A 25,089-nucleotide genomic window follows, 5' to 3' on the forward strand; every position below is an offset into this window, starting at 1 on the left:
CCGGCCTACTGCCGGGGCGCCGATTCTTTCGAGAGTACCCAGATGTTCGTGTTCCCCTGCCGTTCCACGGTCACCGTGGTCACCAGAGCGTTGATGAGGAACAGTCCGCGTCCTGATTCCAGGTCCGCCGGGTCTCCCGTTGCCGGTGTCAGGGGATCCGGATGGGCTGCGGCATTGATCTCGAGGATCCGTGCCTGTAGCCGGCTGGAAGTTGCGTTCAGTTCGACGCCGAGGCGCACTCCGTCCCGGTCCAGGGGAACTCCATGTTCCACGACATTTGAGGCGGCCTCGATGACGGCGGTGGTGAACGCCATCTGGTCCTCGAACGGCACATCGTCCAGGGCGCTCCAGAAACGATCAAGTTCGTCATGCAGATCGTTGACCGACTCGGGCTTTGCATCAGCCTCGAACCGGCGCTGCAACTCACGGTCAGTCACGCGCGAATGCCTCTTCTACGGTGCCGTAAGGCGCGAGCACGCGATTCATATTCGTCAGCTCAAGGACCATCTGCACCTGCTTCTGCACGCACGCAATGCGCAAGTCGCCTCCGGCCTGGCGGGCCACCTTCAGACACCCAATCAGGGCGCCGAGGCCGGATGAATCCATGAACTCGGTTGCGGCAAGGTTCACCACAATGTGCCGGCTGCCGGCGCCTACCGCCTCATCGACGGTTGCGCGCAGGGTGGGCGCGGAGACCATGTTGAGCCGGCCCGTGGCCACCACCTCGGTGTATGTTCCCCGGTCCTCAATCGCGAACTGCATCGGCGTTCCTTTCCTCGGTAACGTAACCCTCGTATTTCACAGCCTTGATCAGCACGCTCAGCACGATCAGGTCGAAGACAACCCAGACCACGTTCACGAACGTACCGAGCGGTTCATTCAGGCCGGTGGCCAGCCGGATGGTGCCCACTATCGCGGCCACGGCGAGCAGAACCATGACAATCAGCTGCGGACGGATCAGGCTCCAGCTGGGGCCGCCGTCCTGACGTGCCTTCGGCGTGACAGCGAAGCCTAGCGGACGGCCGAACCAGACGTTACGGGCCGCCGTCGTGCAGGCCTTGATCCAGGTGGGGAAGAGCGCGAGGCTGTACTGCTGGCCGCGCCACGTGCTGACGCCCCGGCCCACCACCGCGAACAGCAGCTGATTGACGATCATGAACGGTAGGAAGCGGATGAAGAAGTCAAAGCTGATGCTGGTCACTGGAAGGATGCCGAGCGTCAGGTAGATGATCGGTGCGGCGAAGTACACGACAGCCGCGAACCCGCTGAGATAGCTCCACATGGTCGCGAAGTACATGAGCCGCTGGACGAGGCTCATTCCCTTCTTGGCCAGCGGGTTCTCGCGCAGGAGCACCTGGATGGTGCCCTGCGCCCAGCGCAGCCGCTGCGTGAGCATGGTCTTCAGGTCTTCGGGCGCCAGGCCGTAGGCGAGGATCTCGTGGTGGTAGACGCTCTGCCAGCCCATCGCGTGCATGCGCATCGACGTGGCCATATCCTCGGTGACTGAGATGGTCGCCAGCGGCATGACGGGCTGTGCCTCGTCATCGCGGTCCACCGAGATCGCGTCGAGCACCGCCTGGACCGACTCCAATGCGCCGAGCGGTGACCAGGCGCGGTCCGAGAGCTGCTGGACGGCTATATCCAGATTGTCAGGAACCGCGACGCCGGGCTCACTGCCCAGGTCCATTGCCGCAATTTCGGCCAGGTCTGCCTCCATGGCTGACATGTCCGCAGCGACCATCTGCTGCACGGCGTTGTCCACCGACCGGCGAACACGATAGGTGACTTCTGCGAGCGGCGCCCCGGCCGCCTGCTCGGCGCGGGCTGTGTCAACTGCCCTGTCGACATCGTCCAGCAGGCGGGTGACCAGCGGATTGGCGGCTTCAGCGGATTTGCGTGCCCGACGCACTGCGGCCCGTGCGGACTTGAGGGCTGCGGTGACGGCGCGTTCAACTTCCTCCACATACCCGGCGAGCCCGAGTTGCATAAGTGCTTCACGACGCAGGATGGCATTGGATCCGCAGAAGAAGGCGGCGTTCCAGCCGTCCTTGCCCTGCTGGATCGGACCGTAGAAGAGCGGCGCCTGACTTCCGAGCGGATCGTCTTCGGGAACGTTCACGAAGTACTGGGGCGTCTGGACGAGGCTGACCCGGCGGTTGTTGAAGTAGCCGAGCGTTCTGTCGAGGATGCGGGGATCGGGCACCTGGTCGGTATCGAGGATGAGCATGAACTCGCCGGAGGTCATCATCAGGGCGTTATTGAGGTTTCCCGCCTTGGCGTGGCGCGGGCGGTTCGCCCACTCCGGTCCACGCGTGATGTACCCGACGCCAAGCTTCTCGGCTCCCTCCTGCAGTTCCGGACGGGATCCGTCGTCGAGAATCCAGGTTTCGTGAGGGTAAGTGATGCGTTTCGCCGCCTCGGCTGTCTTGAGCACCATGTCGATGGGTTCGTTGTAGGTGGTGATGAAGACGTCAACCGTGGCGCCGACCGGCGGTTCAGGAGGGATGCGTCGCTTCAGCCGCCAGACCGTCAGCCCGAAGAGCGCGACATCGATCAGGCTGTAGGTTTCAGCCGCCACCAGCGGAACAGCGATCCACCAGGCGTCCCAATTGAGCGATTCGAGCCACCGCCAGGCGATGTAGTTCACGCCGAGGATGACGGTGAGAACGACCAGTAGCCGCACCCAGAAGACACTCATGCTGCTTCGCCGCCATTCCGTCGTACGACTACCGCGGTCACGTCATCCTCCACCCGCGGGTCTTCACCCAGGACCAGCAGCTTCTCGCAGGCATCGCGCGCCGAGTCTGCGCCGGCAACGGTGCCGGCGGCGGCCACCGCGAACTCCTCAAGCGTGTTGTAGATGTCCAGCAGCCCGTCGCTGATGATTGCGAGGGAGTCACCTGGACCCAGTGTGAGCCGCACCACCTCCCACTCCCAACCGGGGACCGTGCCCAAGGGCACACCACCGGAAGCCAGGCGACGCCATGACCCGTCCGGGCTGATGTGGAGAGCGAGCCCGTGGCCGGCGTCGATCAGGTCCACGCCGCCGTCGGCCGTCGAGAGACGGCCGTGCAGCAGGGTAACGAAGGAGGACGCCCGTTCGAGGTCGCCTTCGAGGGAGGCTGCAGCGGAGGCGAAGGCCTGCGCGAGGTCGGGTTCCTCGGCCGTTGAGCGAAGCACGGCGCGGACCGTTGCCGCGACGAGGGCTGCGCCCATACCCTTGCCCATGGCGTCCGCGACGGTGAAGTGCATGCCGTCCGCGGCGGGGTACCAGTCGAAGAAGTCCCCGCCGACCGCACGCGATGGCCGGAACTTTCCGGCGACGTCGTACTCCTGTAGCTGAAGGCCCTGCCGGGGCAGCAGGCTCTGCTGCACCTGGGCAGCACGGCGGCGTTCATTCTCGTCGGCCGCGCTGGCAGCCTCAGTTGCGGCGAGCTGCCGGTTCTGGCGCCGGAAGAGTGAGTTGATGCGCGCGACGAGTTCACGCGGGCTGAACGGCTTGGTGATGTAGTCGTCCGCACCGGAATCCAGGCCCGCCAACCGGTCTATCTCGGTGCCGCGCGCGGTGATCATGAGGATGTAGGCGTCGGAGATCGGGCGGATTTGTGCACAGGCATCCAGTCCGTTGCCGTCGGGCAGGTTGAGGTCCAGGGTGATGATGTCGACACCGCGGCGGGCGGCTTCCACACCTTCCCGAACCGTCGCGGCCTCTTCCACCAGGAAACCTTCGCGTTTCAGGACTCCCACCAGAAGCATTCGAATGTCCGCATCATCTTCGATCACAAGGGCGCGGCGTTCGGGAGCTGAGACGGTCATGGGTCCATTTAACCCACAACTGGGAGTCTTGTGGCGAAACGCGTTGTCACCTCCGCGTCAGCGCGGGTTGTTCCGGCCCATCCCGTACCGACCGCACCCTCTATAGAGTGGGCAGTGTCGGAACTGCACCGGACGTTAGGAGCACCAGTCACCATGGACAATGTCCTGTCCTATCTGACGTTCAACACACGGCAGTTCCACGAGATGTCGATGCGCTCGAGGGTGCTCCTCAGCCAGGCGCCGTTGTCCATCACGACGGCGCTGCTGGCCGTTGGGAGTGTGTTCTTCCACCCGGTCGTCTGGGAAACTGCCGCATTCCAGTGGGGGATAGCGCTCAGCGTCGCCCTTCTGTTGGCTTGTGCACTTACGCCGTGGGACAAGCTGCCGTACGGACTGTTCCTCATCATCCCGGTTTTGGATTTCATACCCATCGGCCTGCTTCGGTACGGTGCCGACGTCGAAATTCTTGGGGTCGGTTTGATGGCCGTGTTTCCGGTGCTGTGGCTGACCGCCTCCGGCCTCCACCCCCGACTGGCGCTGGCCGTAAGTCTCCTCGGTCCCTTCGCGATGATCTGGGTGCCGCTTTTCATCACCCGGACCGATATCCGACCGTCCGACCTCACGCAGTCCGCCCTGTTGCCCACCATCATTTTCGGAATCGCCGTGACGATACGCGTCATGACGGCAAGCATGATGGACCAGCAGCGCGCCATGGAGGAGAAGGACCACGCGCTGCAGCAGCTCCTCCAGCGAAGCGCCCAGCGTGAGCGGCTGCTCAACGCCACGGTGAACACGGTCGACGTCGGACTTCTCGCCATTGACGCTGACGGCCATGACATTCTTTTCAACCGCAGGCAGCACGAGATCCACCGGGCAGGGCTGCCGGAGGGCGTGGACGACGCCCCGGAAAAGGACCTCCTGCTGTTCAGTCCCGACGGCGTGACCCCCATGCCCCCGGAGCTGCGCCCGGCGTACCGCGCTGTTGCGGGTCAAACCTTCTCCGACTACCTCATCCGCGTCGGCACCGGCGAAGACCAGCGCGTGCTCTCGGCCTCTGCCCGCATGATGCTGGATGAAAGCGGCAAGCGAGAGGGCGCCGTCGTCGCCTTCAATGACGTGACCGAGCTGGTGAATGCGCTCAACGCCAAGGAGGAGTTCGTCGCCATGGTGTCCCATGAGCTGCGCACTCCGCTCACCGTGATTGTGGGCTATCTGGAACTCCTGCTCGACGACGACGACCTCCCGCCTGAGACGGAGGCGAGCCTCAACGTCATCGCCCGGAATGTCTCGCGCCTCCGCCGGCTCGTCGACGATCTGCTCACCGCGGCTTCGGGTCCTCCGGAAGTCGCCCCCGTCCTTTCCGATCTCGGCGGTATCGCGGCGGAATCGGTTGCGGCCATCGCCTCCCGCGGCAAGGAAGCAGGGGTAACCATAGTGAACGAGATTCCTGCGGGCACCATCGCCCGCTGCGACCCGGCCCGCATCGGCCAGGTGCTGGATAACCTGCTGTCCAATGCCGTGAAGTATTCACCGGCAGGCGGCACCGTGACGGTTCGTGCACAGAAGATGCCCGGTTCGGTGATCTGTGAAGTGGAGGACCAGGGCATGGGGATGAGCCCGGAAGACAGCGCGGAGGTCTTCTCCAAGTTTTTCCGCACTTCAGCGGTGCGGCAGGCGGCGATTCCCGGCGTCGGGCTCGGTCTGGCCATTGTCCGCTCGATCGTGGAGGAACACGGCGGCCAGATCCACTGCCGCAGCGAACTGGGCCGGGGCACCACGTTCACCTTCGAACTGCCGGACAATCCCCACGGCCAGGAGCCCGGCATGAGCAGGTCGGTCAGCGAGGCCAGTCAGTAGGATCCCCGGCACAGAAGAAGCAGGGACCGACCATGATGAGGAAAGTTACTGAATCTCAGCGGATACGCGTAGCCAACCCCGGGTATTCCAGCACGATCCCCTCCTGGTCGACCTGCAGTTCCGCAGTGAAGCCGTGATTGTCGGAGCTGAAGAGCACCACGCCGTTGTGCTCTCCTGTTGCGGCCCGCAACTGGCTGTACATCTGGCCGCTGCGCATCACCCGAAGACTCGGGACCTCCACCCACGCCATGACCATTGAGGTTTCGTCCGCCGGAGCCAATTCCTCGGAGTGGAGGTTCAGCCGGAGGATGGGCATGGTGTTGGTGACCGGGCAGAGGCCGAGGTCGCAGTCGAGGGCGCCTGCCAGCAGCGCCGCGTCTTCGATGCCGGGTGCGGGGAGGTCACATTCACCGGAACTGGAGCTGGTGCTGGTCCATGCTCCATCGTCGTGGCGTTCCAGCTCCAGGTGGCGGCTCCAACCATAACCGTGCGCCGTGACGGTCAGGCGGCGGGTTACCCAGCCGTCGACTGTGGTCAACGCCCAGCTGAGGGCATACGAGTCGGTGCGGGATGTGCCGTGTGCGCTTAACCGTCCGGGCTCGAGGTTGATGGTGGCGGAATCCAGGCGGCCAGGATCGTCGATGCCCTGCCAGGTGTGCAGGAGACTTGTATGCAGTTGATTTCCCATTCGTTCACCTTATGAAGCCGCGGGGCCGCCGCGCCAGAGCCTTGGCCGGATATTGCAGGAGTAGGATCCGAGCATCACTGATGGGCGGAGGGGACATGAGCATGGAAGAGCGGATGCGCCCCTTGCTTCAGCAGGAACTGGCTGACTCCCGAAAGTCGCGCGCCGCCCTGGCATCGGACATCGATTCCACCAGCGACCTGCGCCGCGACTCAAACGTGGATGATGAACATGATCCGGAGGGTCCCACCATCGCGTTTGAACTGTCGCAGTCCGGTACGCTCCTGCGGGACACTGACGCGCGTATCAGTGAACTGGAAGCGGCCCTGACAAGATTGGACGAGGGACGCTACGGCAGGTGCGAAGCGTGCGGGGCAGAGATCGCCGAGGGCCGGCTGGAGGCTCGGCCCTGGACGAGGTTCTGTATAACCCACGCCGCTTCACGCTGACCGCTAACGAAGTCCGCGAACGTTCATCGCGAGATACAGGTGCACCCGGTCGGCCGTGACGGCGGGGTCGTAGCCGGTCAGGTCCACGATCTGCTGCAGCCGATACCGCACGGTGTTGCGGTGCAGCTGCAGGACGTCCGCCACTGCAGCCACTGACCCGTTGTGCGCGAGGTACTTCTCGAGTGTGAGCATCAGCTCGGCGCCGTGCCGCTCGTCGAAGGCCACCAAGGGATCCAGTGCCTCGGCTGCGAGGTCCGCCAGCGGAACGTCCTCGCTGGCCATGAGGAGTGAGGTGAGGCTGAGCCGATCGGGCCGGTTCACCTGCTGGCCCCGGGTGAGGGACTCGCGCGCTTCGAAGTAGCTCCAGCGCAGCCCGCTCGCCTGCGCATAGCCACCGCCGAAACCCACCCGCGCGGTGAAGCCCGCCCCGTGCAGGTAGGTACTCAACGCACGGCTCAGGCTCTCACCGTCGCTTGCCGGCACCACGATCACCAGCCGGTCTTCGAGGACGGCGGTGACGACGTCGTCGTACTTCCCCGGCAGGGGGAGCGTCCGGAGGGCCCGTCGCTGGCCGGTGGCTACGTCCGCCAGCACGACACACTGCTTGCGCGCAATGTCGATGCCGGCACTTCCCAGGCGCGCCGCTGCCTCACCCCCGGCGAGGGTGCCGCGCACCACATCCTGCAGCAACTGCCCGACCACGGCACGCTCGGAGCCCCGGCGCCTCGCCTGGTTGCTCAGCTCAACGCTGATCAGGGTCTGGGCGTAATCCGTAATCGCGTCGCGCCGGTACGGCTCGGCGATGGCCAGGGTGCACCGGTCCTTGAGCCCTGTTGCCACGGGAATGCGGTGCCAGGCGCGGCCCTCATTCCCCGGTGAGGAGGAGGAGAATCTGCTGCCGGTCTCGGCCAACTGAGTCCCATACTGGGAAAGCTCGACGTCGGTGGCCAGCATGGCGGCCAACTCACGCAGAAGTTGCGGCAGTCCGCCGCCGCCCAGAAGCGCGTTGGCCAGAGTCTGATGGCCCTTCAGCAGGTTTTCGAGACGGGCGTAATGCTCGGCAGACAGGGAGTCGGCGACGATCTTGCCGATGGCGATGAACGGGGTTTCATAGGGGACACGGAATACCGGCAGGCCCAGTTCGTCTGCCTGGTCGAGGAAGGCGGCAGGGACCCTTTCGTGGCTGAGGCCGGTGGCGAAGCCGATAGCGAGTGCGCCGGACGCGTGTACATGCCGCACGAAATTGCGCTGGGAGGTAGCGGACTTCTGTCTCAGGCCGGTGGTGAGCACCACCTCGCCGCCGCTGAGGAACGGCTTCGGATCTTCAAGTTCCGTGACCGCAACCCATTGCACCGGTACATCTGTGGCTTCACTGGTACCCACCCTCTGGAGCTTCAGCGCGGGCGTGGCAAGGAGCGCCGGGAGTGTGATCGCCATGACATCAATCATAGGCCCGCGGCCTTGTGCGGATGCATGACGATACGCCGATTGCGCTGTGCGTCTACACCTAGGCTGCGTGGTGTGCACCACGTAGGGTCGGCAATGAATTTGGGCAAGCATGTCCCAAAGCGAAAGGAAAAACGCCGTGGTCACCACACTGCAGAACTTCATCAACGGGAAGTTCGTCACGCCGAGCGGCAGCGAGATGCTCGACATCGTCAACCCCACCAACGGGGAAGTAGTGGCACAGTCGCCGGTCTCCGTGCAGGCAGACATCGACGCCGCGATGAGCGCGGCCAAGACGGCCTTCTCATCCTGGAAGCGGGTGACTCCCGGCCAGCGCCAACTCATGCTGCTGAAGCTCGCAGACGCCATCGAGGCCAACAGCGAGGAGCTCGTCGAAGCCCAGCACCGCAACACCGGCCAGGTGCGCGAAATGATCGCCTCCGAGGAGGTCGCCGCCGGGGCCGACCAGATGCGGTTCTTCGCCGGCGCCGCACGCCTGCTCGAGGGCAAGTCCGCAGGCGAGTACTTCGAGGGCCACACATCGTACGTACGCCGCGAACCCGTGGGCGTCGTCGCACAGGTCGCACCCTGGAACTATCCATTCCTGATGGCTATCTGGAAGATCGGCCCGGCGCTCGCAGCGGGAAACACCATCGTGCTGAAGCCGAGTGACACCACGCCGGAGTCCACACTCGTCCTCGCACGGCTCACCCAGGGAATCCTGCCCGACGGCGTCCTCAACGTTGTGCTCGGCACAGGTGAGACCGGAGCGGCCATGGTTGAGCACAAGACCCCCGCCATGGTGTCGATCACCGGCTCGGTACGTGCGGGCATCGCTGTCGCCACCGGCGCAGCAAAGAACCTGAAGCGGGCGCACCTCGAACTGGGAGGCAAGGCTCCCGCCATCGTTTTCGCCGACGCGGAGGTGAAGAAGACCGCCGCAGCCATCGCTGAGTTCGCCTTCTTCAACGCGGGCCAGGACTGCACCGCGATCACCCGGGTACTGGTGCAGGACTCGGTGCACGACGACCTCGTGTCAGCCATGGTGGAACACACCAAAACCCTCACGACAGGCGATGCGGACGACACGAAGAACTACTTCGGTCCGCTGAACAACATCAACCACTTCAACGCCGTCAGTGCCGTCATGGACGCTCTGCCCTCGCACTGCTCCGTGGCCACCGGCGGAAAGCGTTCGGGCGACAGGGGTTACTTCTTCGAAGCGACCATCGTCACCGGCGCTCAGCAGACTGACGATATCGTGCAGAAAGAAACCTTCGGCCCGATCATCACCGTGCAGAAGTTCACCACCGAGGACGAGGCAGTCGACATGGCGAACGACGTCGATTACGCCCTCGCCTCCAGCGTCTGGACCACCGACCACGGTACGGCCATGCGCGTCTCCCGTGATCTGGACTTCGGTGCGGTCTGGATCAATACCCACATCCTCCTCACCGCCGAGATGCCGCACGGCGGTTTCAAGAGTTCCGGTTACGGCAAGGATCTCTCGATGTACGGCGTCGAGGACTACACCCGCATCAAGCACGTCATGAGCGCGCTGGACGCGTAACAGCGCCCGCCCAGAAAGGACCTACCCATGACCACCCAGGCACTCCAGGAATTCCGGCTCGAACAGAAGCGCCGCATCATCGGTGACTTCCCCGGCCCCAAATCCACCGCGCTGAACGCGCGCCGCGCCGCCGTCGTCGCCAAGGGCGTCTCCTCCGGCGTTCCCGTCTACGTAGCTGACGCGGACGGCGGCGTTGTGCACGACGTCGACGGCAACTCCTTCATCGACTTCGGATCCGGCATCGCGGTGACGAGCGTCGGCGCGTCCGATCCCGCCGTCGTCGGCGCCGTGAAGGAGCAGGTGGAGCACTTCACACACACCTGTTTCATGGTGACCCCCTACGAGGGATACATCGCCGTCGCCGAGAAGCTCGCCGAGCTGACGCCGGGTGACTTTGAAAAGCGCACCGTGCTGTTCAACTCCGGAGCGGAGGCGGTCGAGAACGCCATCAAGATCGCCCGTCTGGCAACCGGTCGGCCGGCCGTTGCCGCCTTCGACCACGCCTATCACGGCCGCACCAACCTGACCATGGCGTTGACCGCCAAGTCCCTGCCGTACAAGGGCGGCCCCGACGGCAACTTCGGTCCGTTCGCCTCGGAGGTTTACCGGCTTCCGATGAGCTACCCGTTCCGCGAGGAGAACCCGTCGATCACGGGCGAGGAAGCGGCCAAGCGGGCGATCTCCGTGATGGAGAAGCAGATCGGCGCCGAGTCGCTCGCCGCCATCATCATCGAGCCGGTGCAGGGGGAGGGCGGCTTCATTGTTCCCGCCGAAGGCTTCCTGCCCACCCTTGCCGCGTGGGCCAAGGAGAAGGGGGTCGTCTTCATCGCCGACGAGGTTCAGTCGGGCTTCTGCCGCACCGGCGAGTGGTTCGCGGTGAACCATGACGGTGTGGTCCCGGACCTCATCACCATGGCCAAGGGCATTGCCGGCGGTATGCCGCTCTCGGCTGTCACCGGCCGTGCCGACCTGCTCGACGCCGTCCACCCGGGCGGTCTCGGCGGAACCTACGGCGGCAACCCTGTTGCTTGCGCTGCAGCGCTCGCCGCCATCGACACGATGACCGAGTTCGATCTTTCGGCGCGTGCGCGGCGGATCGAGGAGATTGTGGTGCCCCGGCTGCGCGCACTCCAGGAGGAGACAGGGATCATCGGTGAGGTACGCGGCCGCGGTGCAATGCTCGCCGTCGAGTTCGTGATGCCCGGCACGAAGGAGCCGAACGCCGTAGCGACGAAGGCCATTGCAGCGGCGTGCCTGCAGGAAGGCGTCATCATCCTCACCTGCGGCACGTACGGCAACGTCATTCGCCTGCTGCCTCCGTTGGTCATCGGTGAGGAGCTCCTCAACGACGGCCTGGACGTCCTGGAAGCTGCGATCCGCGGGGTCAAGTAACACCAGAGCTCCTGCACGACGACGGCGGTCGGTTGGGCAGCCCAATCCGGGCTGTACCGGCCGGCCGCTGTCGTCTGTTCGCTCAGGCGCCTGTGCGGTCGATCTCGAGCAGGTCACCGACCTCGCACTCAAGAACCTCGCAGATGGCTCGGAGGGTCGAGAAGCGGATGGCCCGAGCCCGGTCATTCTTGAGGATGGACAGGTTGACAATGCTCATGTCCACCCGTTTTCCGAGCTCGGTCAGGGTCATTCCACGAGCGGCAAGCAATTCATCCAGGCGGCAATGAATTCCGGTGTCCTCCGACTCCCTGATTCCCATCTAGACCAGCCCGTCGGTGTCGCGTTTGAGGCGGTAGCCGGCCTCGAATGCTCCGGCCACCAGCGCCGCGCAAAGTCCGACGGCGAGCGGCGCGAGATCGAGCTCCATCAGGAAGAAGCTTCCGTCCTGACGCGGCGGGAGTACATCGATCCTCTCAAGTACCGCGTGCACTGCGAAGGCCTGCAGCAACGAACCCAGTGTGCCGCTCACGATGATTGCGATTCCCGACACGGCGATTAGACCGGGCAGGCGCCGTGTGAACGGCGTGCGCCGGAAGATCCGCCAACCAAGCCAGGCGGCAGTGCCGATTGCGATGATGGCCGCCAGAAAACCCAGCGCCGAGGCCGAACCGAGCAGCCAGCGCTCCTGGCCAGTCACGTCACTCAACGTGATCTCAGCTGCGGAGTAAGTAGCGCCGTCGATGCCGGAAACGCCTTCTCCTAGCGCCGGCGCCTGCAGGTTCGCCAGCGGAACATCGAGAGTCAGGGGACCGGGCGCTACGACGGTGAGCGCTGCGGCGACGGAAAGGGTGACTGCCGAGATCGCGAGAATCGCTGCGACTCCCAGGGCAGCGCCCCGGTCAGCACGCTGAAGCAGGTTTCCCATCAGACCAGCCCTTCCGTCTCCCGCTGCAACCGGGTCCCGATGTGGAAAGCACCGGCGAAGAGCGCGCAGATCACTCCGACCACGAGCGACGCCATATCCGCCTCGGTAAAGAGGTAACCGACCTTGAAGGGCGCACCGTCGAGCGGAATCCCGAGGTCCACGAGGATTGACCTCGAGGCGACGGAGAAGAGCGCGGGAAAAACGAAGGCACCTGCGATGTTCACGACGGCGATGGTTGCGAGACCGGCTGTAATGAGCCGGCCGAACGGACGCCCCCGGTAGAGCCGCAGGGCGAGCACCAGAAAGAACACCAGTGTGGCGGCGAGAACGAGGCAACCCAGAATGAGGGTGAAGATCCACGGTGTCATCGCGGAGATGCTCACGCCGTGCACCGTCATCGAGAAGGAATCAAAGGTGGCATCGGTGACGTTGCTGCCGAGCAGATTGGGCCCTTCCGGCGACGTGCTGGAGGGCAGTGACAGGAATGTCATTCCATTCGCGGCCAGAACTACGGCGACGACCATGACGACGGCAAGGAGTGTCACCCCCAGGCCCAGCAGCACCATCACGGTGATGAGGCCGCCTTTCTCCATGGCTCGAAGAGCTCCGCGGGGCGGAGTGGCGGACAGTATCGCGGCGTTCATGAAACCTCCGGTTGTTAACGGTTATCGCTAATAACGGTAGTCGTTAAGTTAACGAAAGTCGATAAGGACTAGCGGAGTCGAGTTGTCGGCGCCGGACGTCCTATTGCGTCCAAGTGGTCAAACCGGCATACTAAACGAACGCAATTCGTTTTGTGATCCCGGTGACAGTGGCAAACCCGCTTACCCACACGGCGGTCCTCAAAATATTTTCCTAACAAAGAGGTAAGGAACCCATGAGCACTATGCAAGTGCGCACCGGCGATCCAGACAGCACTCCCACCTACTCCGGCAAAGGACTGAAGACGGGGCAGCTCGGCCTTCTGGCCGTCATCGTCATCGGTATTTCCACTATTGCCCCGGCCTATGTCTTGACCAGCACACTTGGACCCACGGTGCAGAGCATCGGTGTCCATCTGCCGGCAATCTTCATCGTCGGCTTCATCCCGATGTTCCTGGTAGCTCTCGGGTATCGGGAATTGAACGCTGACACCCCGGACAGCGGCACCACCTTCACCTGGGTGACCAAGGCCTTCGGGCCGTATATCGGCTGGATCGGCGGATGGGGGCTGCTCGCGGCGAACATCATCGTGCTCTCGAATCTGGCCGGTGTCGCCGTCGACTTCTTCTATCTCTTCCTTGCACAGCTGACCGGGCAGGATGCGATTGCGGACCTGACGAGCATTCGGTGGCTGAACATCCTGACCTGCCTCGTCTTCGTGGGTGCGGCGGTCTGGGTATCCTGCCGCGGCGTGAAGACCACCAAGGCTGTGCAGTACGCCCTCGTCGGACTCCAGGTAGCTGTTCTTGCCTGGTTTGTGGTTGCCGCTTTCAGCCGCATTCAGCAGGGTGCTGCAGCTGACTCCATTTCATTCAGCTGGGATTGGTTCAACCCCTTCGCGATCGAGAGCTTCTCCGCCTTCGCGCTGGGCCTCTCACTGTCGATCTTCGCCTTCTGGGGCTGGGACGTCTGCCTCACGGTGAGCGAGGAATCCCGCGACGGAAAGCGCACCGCAGGCCTGGCAGCTGCGGGCACCGCCGTCGTCGTACTGGGGATCTACCTGCTCGGCGCAATTGCAACGGTGATGTTCTCCGGAGTCGGAACGGAGGGCCTCGGCCTCAACAATGCGGACATCTCGGAGAACGTCTTCGCGGCGCTTGCAGCCCCGGTCATGGGCCCGTTCGCAATCCTGCTGTCTCTTGCCGTGCTGTCCAGCTGCGCGGCGTCCCTGCAGTCGACGTTCCTGTCACCGGCACGCAGCCTGCTCGCCATGGGCTACTACAAGGCACTGCCCGACAGGTTCGCAACGGTTCACCCGAAGTTCCGTTCGCCCGTCTTCGCCACTGTGGTTGCCGGCGTCATCTCCGCGGGCTTCTACTCCCTGATGCGCGTCATCAGCGACAACGTCCTGAACGACACCATCATGGCGCTCGGCCTGATGATCTGCTTTTACTACGGACTCACCGCGCTCGCCTGCGTCTGGTACTTCCGCCGGACGGCCTTCAGCTCGGCACGTAACTTCGTCTTCCGTTTCCTTGCCCCACTGCTCGGCGGCATCGGTCTGGTGATTGTCTTCCTGCAGACCGCCGTCGACAGCTGGGATCCGGCATTCGGCAGCGGCTCGGAGATCTTCGGCGTCGGCCTGGTGTTCGTCATCGGCGTCGGGATCATCGCACTGGGCGTGGTCGTCATGATGTTCGTCCGCCGCTCCCGCCCCGGGTTTTTCCGTGGCGAGACGCTGCGCAAGGACACCCCCGCGCTGGAGGTCGCCGAGTAACTAGACGCCCGCGGGCTGCCCAAGCTGCTCGCGGTGGTGAGGCCTCGCGTTCTTCCGGACCGTACGAACCATGTCCACGGTAAGGAGCGCGAGGCCCAGCCATACCAGGCCGAATCCGATCCACCGCTCCAGCGGCATCTCCTCCCCGAAGACGGTGAGGGCGAGGATAAATTGCAACACCGGTGCCAGGTACTGGAGCATTCCGATGGTCGTGAGTGGCAGCCGCCGGGCTGCTGCGCCAAAGAAGATCAACGGGACGGCCGTGATGATGCCGGACGCGGCCATGATCCAGAAGTGGCCCGGGCCCTCTGTGGTCAGCGTCGCTCCGCCGGAAACCGTCAGCCAGATCATGACCCCCGCAGCAATCGGCGTTAGGACCGCTGTCTCGATGCTCAGGCTCGAAACGGCGTCGACACTCGGCCCGACCCGTTTCTTCACGAACCCGTAGAGCCCGAACGAGAACGCAAGCGTCAGGGCGATGAACGGCACGCTGCCGTATCCAACCGCCAGAACGACGACGGCGACAACACCCATCCCCACGGCCGCCCACTGGAGCGGGCGGAGCTTCTCGCGAAGCACGAAGACGCCGAGAAGTACCGAAACGATGGGGTTGATGAAGTAGCCCAGCGAGGCTTCGATGGCATGTCCGTTGGTGACGCCGTAGGTGTAGACGAACCAGTTCACGGCGATCAACAGCGCGGCAACCGTCAGGGTCCCGAGCACCCGCCGGTCGGAGACGGCGACGCGGAACGTCTTCCAGGAGCGCAGCACTGTGAGCAGCAGGGCACAGAAGATCAGCGACCAGAGCACCCGGTTCGCCACGATCTCGACGGCGGTGGCCGGCAGCAGGATCAGGAAATACAGGGGGAGCATGCCCCACAAGCCGTAGGCGCCGATGCCGAACAGGATGCCCGTGGCGTTATCGCTGCGGGCGGGGCGCGGTGTCTTGTGGGTGCGGGTCACATGCGTGCCAACCGTCGACGTGCTGTTCCTATTCCACCCGCCTTCCGGGTGAGCCTCGCCACTGGTTTCGACGCGGGTCGAATCGGGGATTTAGAATAGGAAACTGTGCGCTAATGCGCGCGTTCCCATCCCTCCGGGGAAGCTCCCAGGTACTCCACCAGGAAGAAGGCATCAGTGTCCAGCACGACGTCGGCCCGTCCGCTTCGGGTCGCCATCATCGGCGCAGGCCCGGCCGGTGTTTATGCCGCAGACATCCTGACCAAGTCGCAGGAGGTCAAGGGCGGAGACTTCGAACTCTCCATCGATCTCTTCGACCAGTACCCGGCACCGTATGGCCTGATCCGCTACGGCGTGGCCCCGGATCATCCGCGTATCAAGGGCATTGTCACTGCACTGCACAAGGTGCTGGACCGCGGCGACATCCGCTTCCTTGGCAACGTGAACTACGGCCGCGACCTCACCTTGTCAGACTTCCGGACCTTCTATGACGCCGTCATTTTCGCGACGGGTGCCGTGAAGGACGCCGATCTGAACATCCCCGGCGTGGAGCTCGAGGGATCCTTCGGCGGGGCGGACTTCGTCTCCTGGTATGACGGACACCCCGATGTCGACCGCGACTGGCCGCTGGACGCCAAGGAGATCGCCGTCATCGGGAACGGCAACGTGGCGCTGGACATCGCCCGCGTCCTGTCCAAGCACGCCGACGACCTCCTGGTGACCGAGATTCCGGCCAACGTCTACGCCGCACTGAGGCGGTCTCCGGTGACGGACGTGCACGTCTTCGGCCGCCGCGGGCCGGCGCAGGTGAAGTTCACGCCGCTCGAGCTGCGCGAGCTTTCGCACTCCCGTGACGTCGACATCGTGCTTTACCCGGAGGACTTCGACTTTGACGAAGCATCCGAGCAGCAGATCGCCAGCAACAACCAGACCAAGACCATGGTCAAGACGCTGACCAACTGGCTCGTCGAACAGCCGGAGGACCCCTCCGAGTTCACAGCCTCGCGCCGCCTGCACCTGCACTTCCTGCACAGCCCGGTCGAAATCACCGATTCCCCTGAAACTCCGGGGAAGGTGGCGAACATCCGCTTCGAGCGCACCCGCCTCAACGGCACCGGCGGAGTCGAGGGGACCGGGGAGTACCTCGACTACCCGGTCCAGGCCGTGTATCGCGCGATCGGCTATTTCGGATCTGAGCTGCCGGAGGTCGGTTACGACGAGCAGAACGGCGTTATCCCCAACGAGGGCGGCCGCGTCATTGACGAGTCGGGCAACCCGGTTCCGGGGATCTACTGCACGGGCTGGATCAAACGCGGACCGGTCGGGCTGATCGGCCACACCAAGGGCGACGCGCTCGAAACCATCGGCTTCCTCCTCGAGGACCGCCTGAACCTCCCGCCCGCCGAGCACCCATCCGAGGACGCCATCATCAACCTCCTTGAGGAGCGCGGCGTCCGGTACACCACCTGGGAAGGCTGGCTTCGGTTGGATGCCCACGAGATGAAGTTGGGTGCCAACTATATGCACGACGACGCCAGCCTCCCTGAGCTGGTTCGCGAACGAGTGAAGCTTGTTCCGCGCGAGGACATGATCGCTATCTCCCGCGGGGAGTAAGCTGCGAGGCCGGTTTGATGACGGCCTGATGAAGTGTTTTTTGGGCGGCAAGTTAGGTTTGCCTACACTTGCCTTGGCCCTCCGGCCGTTTCTCCCGTGTCTGCAGCTGAGATATCAGCAGACGCTTTAGCTAGGTGGTTTCCCGTTGCGCACTTCACTCGCGTCCGTTTCCCTGGGGCTTGTTGCCCTGCTGTCCATCTCCGGCTGCACCTTCAGCGGCACGTCGGGCAGCGCGGGCGAGGCTGCTGACCCGGACCAGCGGATCGTGGTCAACAACTTCCGCGCGCCCGTCGCCGACTGGGCGCTCGAGAGCGACGCTGCCTACATCCTCTCCCTGTCCGGGTGTCTGGAGACACTGACCCGATATGACGAGGAGCAGGGGAAGATCGTTCCGTCCCTCGCAACCGAATGGACACAGGTTGCACCGCTTGAGTGGGACTTCACCATTCGCGAGGGCGTCACGTTCCAGGACGGCACTGTGCTCGATGCTGCCGCTGTGGTCGGTTCACTGCAGAACGTGCTCGACGCCGAAGTTCCAGCCCGCGCCTTCAGCACCGCCGTGGTCAGCGAAGTCACTGCGGTAGACGAGTCCACGGTTCGTGTCACCACCCCTACCGAGAGTCCGCTGGTTCCTTACCGTCTGGCCAGCGTCAACACCGGGATCCTGTCGCCCGCGGCCTTCGAGGGTGAAACGGTAGACCCGTTCGGCCACTGCACAGGGCCGTTCGAGCCCGTGTCCGAAAAACCCAAACAGTCGTTGACGGTTGACCGCAACGAGGACTACTGGGGCGGTGCGGTGCAGCTCGCCGGCGGCGAGATCCGGTTCATCACCGACGGCGCCACACGCACCGCCCAGATTCAGACCGGTGAAGCGGACGTCTCCCTCTCCATCCCAGTCTCCGGCCTGGCGGCCCTTGAAGCCGACCCGAACGTGAGTGTCCTGAAGGCCGATTCGCCGAGAACCGCCACGCTGTACATGAACAACGGCAGGGCGCCGTTCGACGACGTCGACTTCCGTAAAGCCGTCCGCTCAGCCCTGGACCTGGAAGCACTGGCCGCGAGCGTTTATGAAGACGCCGCAATCCCGGCAACCGGTCCCTTCGCTCCGTCGGAGCCGTGGGCTGTCGACGGCGCAGCGGTGCCACAGCAGGACGTTGATGCCGCCAAGGAGCTACTCTCCTCCGCCGGCTACAGCGCCGACCGTCCGCTCGAGATCGTCGCCATCGTGGAGCGAGCAGAGTTCGCCGATGTGGCCACCGTCATCCAGGAGAACCTGAAGACGGTCGGTGTTCCCGTGAAGATCACGACCAAGGAGTACGCCGCTGTGGAACCGGACCTGCTGTCCGGCAACTATGACATGGTCCTGAGCCAGCGCAACCGCCTGATCGACATCGCCGATCCCATCGGGTTCCTCACCGCTGACTACACGTGTGAAGGCAGCTACAACCTGAGCCACTTCTGCAACCCGGAGTACGACAAGTTGGTGGCGCAAGCCGCCACCACGGCCGACACCGCCGAGCGTTACACGCTCTACGCCGAAGCCGGGCAGATCCTCCAGGACGAGGCCGTGAACATCTGGCTCGTCAATGAGCAGGCTATTGACGCCGTGCGCACCGATCTGCAGGCCCACGTGCAGGATCCGCTGTCCCGGTACGTGCTCCGTGCGGAGACGGCCAAGTCTGCGTCCTGACCATGGCCCTCCCGCGTAGGCCCGAAGATCAGGGCCGCTCATGATGCTGTTCCTCGCCAGGAGAACGGCTGCCCTGGTGGCGGCCGTTCTCCTGGCGTCTTTCGCGGTCTTTCTAATCCCTTATGTCACGCCCGGCGATCCAGTGCGGAAGATCATCCGCTCCAGGGTGTCCGGCGACATGGTGGACGGATCCGCCGTCGAATCCCTGTCCCTTCAGCTGGGGCTTCAGGACCCGCTCTGGACCCAGTATCTGCGCTGGCTGGGTCAGCTGGTCCGCGGAGATATGGGCTTGTCCTACACGAGCCGCACCCCCGTGGTGGAGCAGGTACTGCCCGCCCTCTGGATCACTCTCAGCCTCGTGGTCATGACTCTTGCCGCGGCCGCCCTGGTGTCCGTGGTCCTCGGCGTTACGGCGGCCCTCACGGAGGGCCGTGCGGCGGACAAGGCCATCACCGCGCTAAACCAGGCCTTCATCGCCATGCCCGAATACTGGCTGGCGCCGATGCTCGTCCTGGTCTTCGCGATCCAGCTCTCCGTGCTGCCGTCGGCAGGGTGGGAGGGCCCGACGTCGGCTGTGCTGCCGGTCGCGGTCCTCGCCTTGCGCCCCACAAGTCATTTCACGTCTGCGGTACGCGATGGGATGCTTGAGGCCCTGGCAGCAGACCACGTGGTGGCCGCACGGGCCAGGGGGCTCAGCCGCTTCGACACCGTGCGGAAGCACGTCATTCCCAACGGACTGCTCCCGCTGACGACGCTGGTTGCCGTCTGGTTCGCAGGTCTTCTGGGAGGATCGGTCATCATTGAGGTGATCTTCGCCATTCCGGGCATGGGGCGCCTGCTTTTTGACGGCGTGCTGAACAGCGACATTCCGCTGGCGCAGGGCGCGGTCGTCCTCGTCGTCGGGCTTGCGGTGGTGCTGACCACTGCGGCCGACCTTGTGCACGGACTCCTCAACCCACAGGTCAGGATGCGCCATGCGTAAGCTCACCCGGGCAGTGGGCCGTCTGCCGGTGCACCTTCGCATCGCGACCGCCGTGCTCGCGCTCATCGTACTGTCAGTCGCCCTCGGCGCCTGGATTGCGCCCTATCCGCCGGCCGAGCAGGATCTCGTATCCCGGCTTGCTCCGCCTGGTGCTTCACACTGGCTGGGCACGGACCACCTGGGCCGTGACACCCTGAGCCGACTGCTCGACGGCGGCCGCTTCTCACTGACCATCGCAGCCCTTGCCACCGTACTTACCGCGGCAATCGGCACAGCGATCGGTGTGCTTAGTGCACGCCGGCGCGGATGGCTCGACGAGTTTTTCACCCGTACCAGTGACGTTCTGCTGGCGATGCCGGAAATGGTGATTGCACTGTTCCTGGTTGCGGCGCTTGGCGCGGGGTACCCATCACTGCTGCTTGCCCTGACCGTGACCGGCTGGACACCCTTCGCCAGGCTGGCCAGGGCACTGGCCTACGACGTCTCGGCGCGCGGGTTCATGGACGCAGCCAGGGTGCTGGGGTGCCCGCCCTGGTTCATAGTGCTGCGGCATATCCTGCCCCATCTTGCTGGACCTCTGCTCGGGCAGGCCACCCTCCGCTTCGGCCAATTTCTGATCAGTGTCGGCGCCCTCTCCTACCTGGGCCTGGGGGTGCAACCTCCGCAGTCGGATTGGGGGTCGATGCTCGCCGCCGCCCAACCCTACGCAGTAAGGTCGCCCATGACCATGCTCGCCCCGGGCCTGGTCATCTTCGTCGTCGCGCTCTGCGTGACGCTTCTCGGCCAGCATCTGGCACGTATGTCGGGCAGCACATTGCTGCTCGCCGCATCAGTTCCGACGGCGGCTGCCGGCCATGGGTGAGGGTCTGTCCATCGAGGGTCTCAGCCTCGCCGGGTCCAGCACCGGGCCGGCTGCTCGGCTGCCGTCCGGAGAAGGCGGGGTTCCTCCGCTGCTGCTTTCCGGCGTCGGGCTCTCCGTCGAGCCGGGTGAGATGGTGGCCTTGGTGGGGGCCTCCGGAAGCGGTAAAACCATGACTGCGCTGTCGGTGCTGGGATTGCTTCCGCCCGGGATCCGTGTTGCGTCCGGCTCTATCCGGCTCGGCGGGACAGAACTCCTGAGCTGTGAAGACAAGGAGCTCAACCGTATTCGCGGCGGCCGGCTGGGCATGCTGTATCAGCAGCCGAAGCGCATGTTGAATCCGAGGATGACGATCGGACGCCACCTCGCTGAGCCGCTGAAACTGCACCGCGGACTGCGCGGACGAGCTGCCAAAGCGCAGACACTGAGGCTGCTTTCCGACGCCGGGTTCGAGGATCCGACCCGTTGTGCGCGCTCGTACCCGCATCAGCTCTCCGGCGGGATGGCACAGCGGGCCATGCTCGCGCTTGCCATGGCCGGTCAGCCGGAGATGCTGCTCGCCGACGAGCCGACGTCGGCGCTGGACAAAGTGCTCGAGCGGCAGATCCTGGAGCTGATCGATACGCAGAGAAACGTGCACGGGCTCGGGGTCCTCTACATCACCCATGACCTGGCCACCGTCTCGGCATTCGCTGATCGGGTGGTGGTGATGGACGGCGGCCGCATCCAGGAGACTGGTCCGGTCAGGACTGTATTGAATACACCGCAAACCACGTTCACGCGGGAACTGCTCTCGGCGTCAGCCCTCACAACGGCGACGGTCGACCCCGCGCGGGAACCTGTGCGCATCCCGGTGGAGAGCCTGCTCCGGGCCCGCACGGTTCAGGCAAGGGCGGCTGAGACGCTTCCGCGCATCCCGGTCCGCGTTGCGGCGGAGAAGCAAGGAGGTGGCCATGCGGTCCGGACTCCGCTCCCGACGCCGGTCGCCAGGGGCGGGGCCTCCTCGGTCGAGGCCGGGTCGCCACGCACCATCTTGGCACTGGAGAACGTCACCAAGCGGTTCCCCTCGAACGGGCGCGGTGCCCGACCGGCTCTCGACGGAGTCTCCCTCAGCGTGCGGGAGGGGGAGATCCTTGGTGTGCTGGGGCAGTCAGGTTCCGGAAAAAGCACACTCGCCCGCCTGCTCGTCGGTGTGGAGACGCCAGATCGAGGCCGAATCATTCGATCGCCGCGGCCAGGGGAGGTGAAGGACCCAACGGCAGTGCAGTTGGTTTTCCAGGAGCCGCACGACGCATTTGACCCACGCATGAAACTGCGCGCCAGCCTGGAAGCTGCATTGCTGCGCCGTCGTGCCCTCACTGCGGACGAGCGTGAGGCGCTCATCAGGCAGTCTGTCCAAGACGTTGAACTGGGGGCGGATCTGCTGGAACGCTACCCGAGCCAATGTTCCGGCGGACAACTTCAGAGACTTACGATTGCGAGGGCGCTCCTCCTGGATCCGGCGGTACTGATCTGCGATGAGGCTACCTCCGCCCTGGACGCCGTTACCCAGCGCAAGGTCCTGGACCTGCTGTTGCGCCTGCACCACGACCGCCGGCTCGCCCTCATCATGATTTCCCACGACATGAACGTCATCCGGTATATGAGCCGGCGGGTGGCAGTGCTCTATCAGGGCGCCCTCGTTGAGCTGGCACGCACGACCGACTTCTTCGCGAAGCCGGAGCACAGCCACAGCAAGCAGTTGGTTGCTGCTGCGCAAACGATACAGAGACCGACCAGTGTCGCGATACCCCTCTGAAACGCGCACACTTCTCGGTGCGCAGCTGGTCTTCAACCTGGGCTTCTATGCTGTAATACCCTTCCTGGCCGGAGCCATGGGCGGGGATTACGGGCTGGACGCGGCCGCCGTCGGGCTTGTCCTTGGTGCCCGGACGTTCAGTCAGCAGGGCATGTTCCTCTTTGGTGGTCTGCTGGCCGACCGGTGGGGTGCCCGCCGTGCCATCCTCACTGGCTGTCTGGTCCGCATCGCCGGTTATGCGACGCTGGCGGCGGCGTCGGACTTCACCCTTTTTCTCCTGGGCGCCGTGCTCACCGGGGCAGGGGGTGCGCTGTTCTCGCCAGCCCTTGAATCCCAACTCTCGTACGCGGACCGTTCGAGACAGGTTCCCCGCACGAGCCGTACACCCTCGAACGCCGACGGACGGAAGGGCGGCCGGTCGGTGTTCGTCTGGTTGGCCATCACAGGTGAAATAGGAGCGCTGCTCGGACCCCTGCTTGGAGCGGCATTGCTGGGGTGGGGGTTCGATGCAGCATTGGCCGCAGGAATAGCTGTCTTCGCCGCCGTGACCATACTGCTGTGGTTCCGGCTGCCCGCCGACGTCCCGGTACGCCGACCGCAGGAGGGTGAAGCGGAAGTCGAAGCGCGCCGCCCCGGTGACGCTCTGGCGTGCCTGCGAAACCGGCGGTTCGTCGCCTTTTGCCTTCTTGCAAGCACCAGCATGCTGGCGTACAACCAGCTCTATTTCGCGTTTCCGCTCGAATTGGGCCGGCGGGGACTGGAGAGTTCGTGGCTGGCCGTGCTGTTCCTGACCGCTTCGGTGATGACCCTGCTGCTCCAGTTGCCCGTCGCTGCAATGGGCCAACGGATCGGGCCGGGGCGGGCCGTGTCGGTGGGGTTCCTGCTGATGGCCAGTGCGATGGGAATCACCGCACTGACGGCGGTAGCTGCAGGGACGCGCTCCGAGGCATCAGGCTGGGACGCACAGGGAGCAGGACCAGCCATCGCGGGAGTACCGCACGCCGCGGTACTGATGGTCTGCATCGTCGGAGTCCTCATGCTCGGTCATATGCTGATTCGGCCCACGGTCCTCGCGCTCATACCCAGCTTCATCCCGGAGAGCGCCGGAGCGGGAGCAGGCCGTGGCGCCTACTACGGGCTCTCAGCAACGTGCGGCGGCGTCGCAGTGCTGGCTGGAAACGCACTGCTGGGCTGGCTGCTGGACCTGACCGACCGGCATCACTGGTGGCCGGGAACCCCCTGGCTGCCACTCATCGCACTTGCCCTGCTAGCAGCGCTCCTGCTGCCGAAGCTGCTGCATGGAAGTCACCCCGCGCTCCGGCACCCTGAGTCGGCCCGAAGGACGAGGCAGTAAGCACTCGCCCTTGTCAGGTGAGGTACTCCAGAGAATAATCCGCACTGGTACCGGTCCGTCGGCGGGATGCGGCGCTGCTCCGGGCTGTGGGAAGGACTGACCGTGAAAGCAATCGTCGTGGGCGCGGGAATCGCGGGTCTCGCCACCGCCGTCAACCTTGCTGACGCGGGGTGGCAAGTGGAGATACTCGAGAAGTCAGGCGGCCCTAGGGCCAGCGGTTACATGATGGACTTCTTCGGCGCCGGATACGACGCCGCGGAGAAGATGGGTGTTTTACCTGCACTCGAGGCACGTGCCTATTCCGTTGATGAAGTGTCCTACGTCGACTCGACGGGTCGCACCACCGGGCGGCTCAGCTTCAAGCGATTCGCTGAAGCCGTCAATGGACGGCTGCTGAGCATCATGCGGCCCGATCTCGAGGAAGCGCTGCGGGAGAGCCTTCCCGCGTCGGTTCCGCTTCGCTACGGTGCGACATTTACGCGGATCGAGAATGATGCCGACGGAGTCCGGGTCCATACAAGTGACGGTCGATTCGTTGACGGTGATCTTCTGGTCGGCGCAGACGGTATCCACTCGGCGGTGCGGGAAGCCCTCTTCGGGCCGGAGGCGCAGTTCATCAGGTACCTCGGATTCCATACTGCAGCGTTCACCTTTGACGATTCCGAGATCAATAGTCAGGTCAGAGGCCGCTTCGCGGTCAGTGACACCAAGGACAAGCAGATAGGGCTATACGGGTTGCGGGGCACCAGGGTCGCGGCTTTCCTGATCCATCGCGATGGATCGCCAATCCTGCCGGCCAACCGGAGGGAGACCCTGCGCAGGGAATTTGCGGATGCTGGCTGGCTTGCCCCGCGCGCGCTCGACCAGGCGCCTACGAACCTCTACTACGACGTCGTTGCCCAGGTCCACCTGGATCGTTGGCATACGGGGCGCGTAGTCCTGGTGGGTGACGCGTGCCAAGCCGTTTCCCTGCTCGCAGGTCAGGGATCCTCATTGGCTATCGCGGGAGCCCGGGTCCTGGTCGCTCTCCTTGTGCATGCTCCGTCAATCAATGACGGTCTCGCTGCCTATCAGGATCATTGGATGCCCGTCGTGCGCGAGAAGCAGGAGGCGGGACGGCGCGCAGGGCGGTGGTTCCTGCCGTCGTCAGACGCGGATTTGATGGTGCGGCGGGTGATGACCAGGCTCTCCCGCCTTCCGCTCGTCAACCGGTCCATCGGGAATGCGCTGGCGGGTAAGGCAGTGCGGATTCCATAACCTTGATGAGCAAGCG

The 25,089-nt window shown here is 64.5% G+C and carries 22 protein-coding genes; 12 read left to right on the plus strand and 10 right to left on the minus strand.

The window, feature by feature from the left end:
* Positions 1-5: 5 nt before the first annotated feature.
* Genes AC5RU3_RS01450 through AC5RU3_RS01465 form a run of 4 tightly spaced genes read right to left on the minus strand, consistent with a single transcriptional unit; the run spans position 6 to position 3,816 of the window.
* The gene (locus AC5RU3_RS01450) at positions 6-437 is read right to left on the minus strand and encodes an ATP-binding protein (protein WP_458115503.1); all 432 of its coding nucleotides are present in this window, start codon (positions 435-437) and stop codon (positions 6-8) included.
* Positions 430-762 carry an STAS domain-containing protein gene (locus AC5RU3_RS01455; RefSeq protein ID WP_309071337.1) on the minus strand — a complete coding sequence of 111 codons (333 nt, stop codon included), beginning with the start codon at positions 760-762 and terminating at the stop codon, positions 430-432. The genes AC5RU3_RS01450 and AC5RU3_RS01455 overlap by 8 nt, the downstream gene beginning before the upstream one ends.
* The gene (locus AC5RU3_RS01460) at positions 746-2,698 is read right to left on the minus strand and encodes a glycosyltransferase (RefSeq protein ID WP_458115502.1); all 1,953 of its coding nucleotides are present in this window, start codon (positions 2,696-2,698) and stop codon (positions 746-748) included. The genes AC5RU3_RS01455 and AC5RU3_RS01460 overlap by 17 nt, the downstream gene beginning before the upstream one ends.
* Entirely contained in the window at positions 2,695-3,816 is a 1,122-nt protein-coding gene (locus AC5RU3_RS01465; RefSeq protein ID WP_309123753.1) for a PP2C family protein-serine/threonine phosphatase, read from the minus strand. The genes AC5RU3_RS01460 and AC5RU3_RS01465 overlap by 4 nt, the downstream gene beginning before the upstream one ends.
* Before the next feature lie 153 nt (positions 3,817-3,969).
* On the opposite strand from AC5RU3_RS01465, the gene AC5RU3_RS01470 reads away from it, so the two are divergent.
* Positions 3,970-5,673: a sensor histidine kinase gene (locus AC5RU3_RS01470; protein ID WP_493964703.1), complete on the plus strand. Its 1,704-nt coding sequence runs from the start codon at positions 3,970-3,972 to the stop codon at positions 5,671-5,673.
* Between the two features lie 55 nt (positions 5,674-5,728).
* On the opposite strand, the gene AC5RU3_RS01475 is transcribed toward AC5RU3_RS01470, so the two are convergent.
* Positions 5,729-6,361 (minus strand): putative glycolipid-binding domain-containing protein, encoded by a 633-nt coding sequence (locus tag AC5RU3_RS01475; RefSeq protein ID WP_493964704.1) that lies wholly within the window; start codon positions 6,359-6,361, stop codon positions 5,729-5,731.
* 95 nt (positions 6,362-6,456) lie between these two features.
* Here AC5RU3_RS01475 and AC5RU3_RS01480 point away from each other — a divergent pair, with 95 nt between their 5' ends.
* Positions 6,457-6,807, plus strand: coding sequence for a TraR/DksA family transcriptional regulator (locus AC5RU3_RS01480; protein WP_493964705.1), 351 nt, complete (start codon positions 6,457-6,459; stop codon positions 6,805-6,807).
* Positions 6,808-6,810: 3 nt separating this feature from the next.
* Here the strand turns inward: AC5RU3_RS01480 and AC5RU3_RS01485 are convergent, their stop codons facing one another.
* Complete coding sequence (locus AC5RU3_RS01485) at positions 6,811-8,244, minus strand: PucR family transcriptional regulator (protein ID WP_493964706.1); 1,434 nt, start codon at positions 8,242-8,244, stop codon at positions 6,811-6,813.
* A gap of 148 nt (positions 8,245-8,392) precedes the next feature.
* Between AC5RU3_RS01485 and AC5RU3_RS01490 the strand changes: the two genes are divergently transcribed.
* Entirely contained in the window at positions 8,393-9,823 is a 1,431-nt protein-coding gene (locus AC5RU3_RS01490; RefSeq protein ID WP_309071330.1) for a gamma-aminobutyraldehyde dehydrogenase, read from the plus strand.
* A gap of 27 nt (positions 9,824-9,850) precedes the next feature.
* A complete protein-coding gene (gene gabT, locus AC5RU3_RS01495; RefSeq protein WP_493964707.1) occupies positions 9,851-11,215 on the plus strand; it encodes a 4-aminobutyrate--2-oxoglutarate transaminase in 1,365 nt (454 codons plus the stop codon).
* A gap of 82 nt (positions 11,216-11,297) precedes the next feature.
* Here the strand turns inward: gabT and AC5RU3_RS01500 are convergent, their stop codons facing one another.
* From AC5RU3_RS01500 to AC5RU3_RS01510, 3 genes are read right to left on the minus strand one after another with little or no spacing between them, the layout of a single operon-like run.
* A complete protein-coding gene (locus AC5RU3_RS01500) occupies positions 11,298-11,534 on the minus strand; it encodes a helix-turn-helix domain-containing protein (RefSeq protein WP_309071328.1) in 237 nt (78 codons plus the stop codon).
* Positions 11,535-12,140, minus strand: coding sequence for a hypothetical protein (locus tag AC5RU3_RS01505; RefSeq protein WP_493964708.1), 606 nt, complete (start codon positions 12,138-12,140; stop codon positions 11,535-11,537).
* On the minus strand, positions 12,140-12,784 hold the full coding sequence (locus AC5RU3_RS01510; RefSeq protein WP_309123758.1) for a hypothetical protein: 645 nt from the start codon (positions 12,782-12,784) through the stop codon (positions 12,140-12,142). Before AC5RU3_RS01510 ends, AC5RU3_RS01505 begins: the two co-directional genes overlap by 1 nt.
* Positions 12,785-13,017: 233 nt before the next feature.
* On the opposite strand from AC5RU3_RS01510, the gene AC5RU3_RS01515 reads away from it, so the two are divergent.
* Positions 13,018-14,559 carry an APC family permease gene (locus AC5RU3_RS01515; protein ID WP_493964709.1) on the plus strand — a complete coding sequence of 514 codons (1,542 nt, stop codon included), beginning with the start codon at positions 13,018-13,020 and terminating at the stop codon, positions 14,557-14,559.
* Here the strand turns inward: AC5RU3_RS01515 and rarD are convergent, their stop codons facing one another.
* A complete protein-coding gene (gene rarD, locus AC5RU3_RS01520) occupies positions 14,560-15,522 on the minus strand; it encodes an EamA family transporter RarD (protein ID WP_309071324.1) in 963 nt (320 codons plus the stop codon).
* 174 nt (positions 15,523-15,696) lie between these two features.
* Here rarD and AC5RU3_RS01525 point away from each other — a divergent pair, with 174 nt between their 5' ends.
* From AC5RU3_RS01525 to AC5RU3_RS01555, 7 genes are all read left to right on the plus strand, one after another.
* Positions 15,697-17,133, plus strand: a complete 1,437-nt coding sequence (locus AC5RU3_RS01525) for an FAD-dependent oxidoreductase (protein ID WP_493964710.1) — start codon at positions 15,697-15,699, stop codon at positions 17,131-17,133.
* Between the two features lie 145 nt (positions 17,134-17,278).
* A complete protein-coding gene (locus AC5RU3_RS01530; protein ID WP_493964711.1) occupies positions 17,279-18,823 on the plus strand; it encodes an ABC transporter substrate-binding protein in 1,545 nt (514 codons plus the stop codon).
* Positions 18,824-18,863: 40 nt separating this feature from the next.
* Entirely contained in the window at positions 18,864-19,805 is a 942-nt protein-coding gene (locus AC5RU3_RS01535; RefSeq protein ID WP_309123762.1) for an ABC transporter permease, read from the plus strand.
* Positions 19,798-20,667 (plus strand): ABC transporter permease, encoded by an 870-nt coding sequence (locus tag AC5RU3_RS01540; RefSeq protein ID WP_309071320.1) that lies wholly within the window; start codon positions 19,798-19,800, stop codon positions 20,665-20,667. Before AC5RU3_RS01535 ends, AC5RU3_RS01540 begins: the two co-directional genes overlap by 8 nt.
* Positions 20,660-22,462, plus strand: coding sequence for an ATP-binding cassette domain-containing protein (locus AC5RU3_RS01545; RefSeq protein WP_493964712.1), 1,803 nt, complete (start codon positions 20,660-20,662; stop codon positions 22,460-22,462). The genes AC5RU3_RS01540 and AC5RU3_RS01545 overlap by 8 nt, the downstream gene beginning before the upstream one ends.
* A complete protein-coding gene (locus AC5RU3_RS01550; protein WP_309071207.1) occupies positions 22,443-23,816 on the plus strand; it encodes an MFS transporter in 1,374 nt (457 codons plus the stop codon). The genes AC5RU3_RS01545 and AC5RU3_RS01550 overlap by 20 nt, the downstream gene beginning before the upstream one ends.
* 102 nt (positions 23,817-23,918) lie before the next feature.
* Positions 23,919-25,073: an FAD-dependent oxidoreductase gene (locus AC5RU3_RS01555; RefSeq protein WP_493964713.1), complete on the plus strand. Its 1,155-nt coding sequence runs from the start codon at positions 23,919-23,921 to the stop codon at positions 25,071-25,073.
* The last annotated feature ends 16 nt before the right edge of the window (positions 25,074-25,089 follow it).

This window comes from Arthrobacter sp. MDB1-55 (assembly GCF_059092925.1).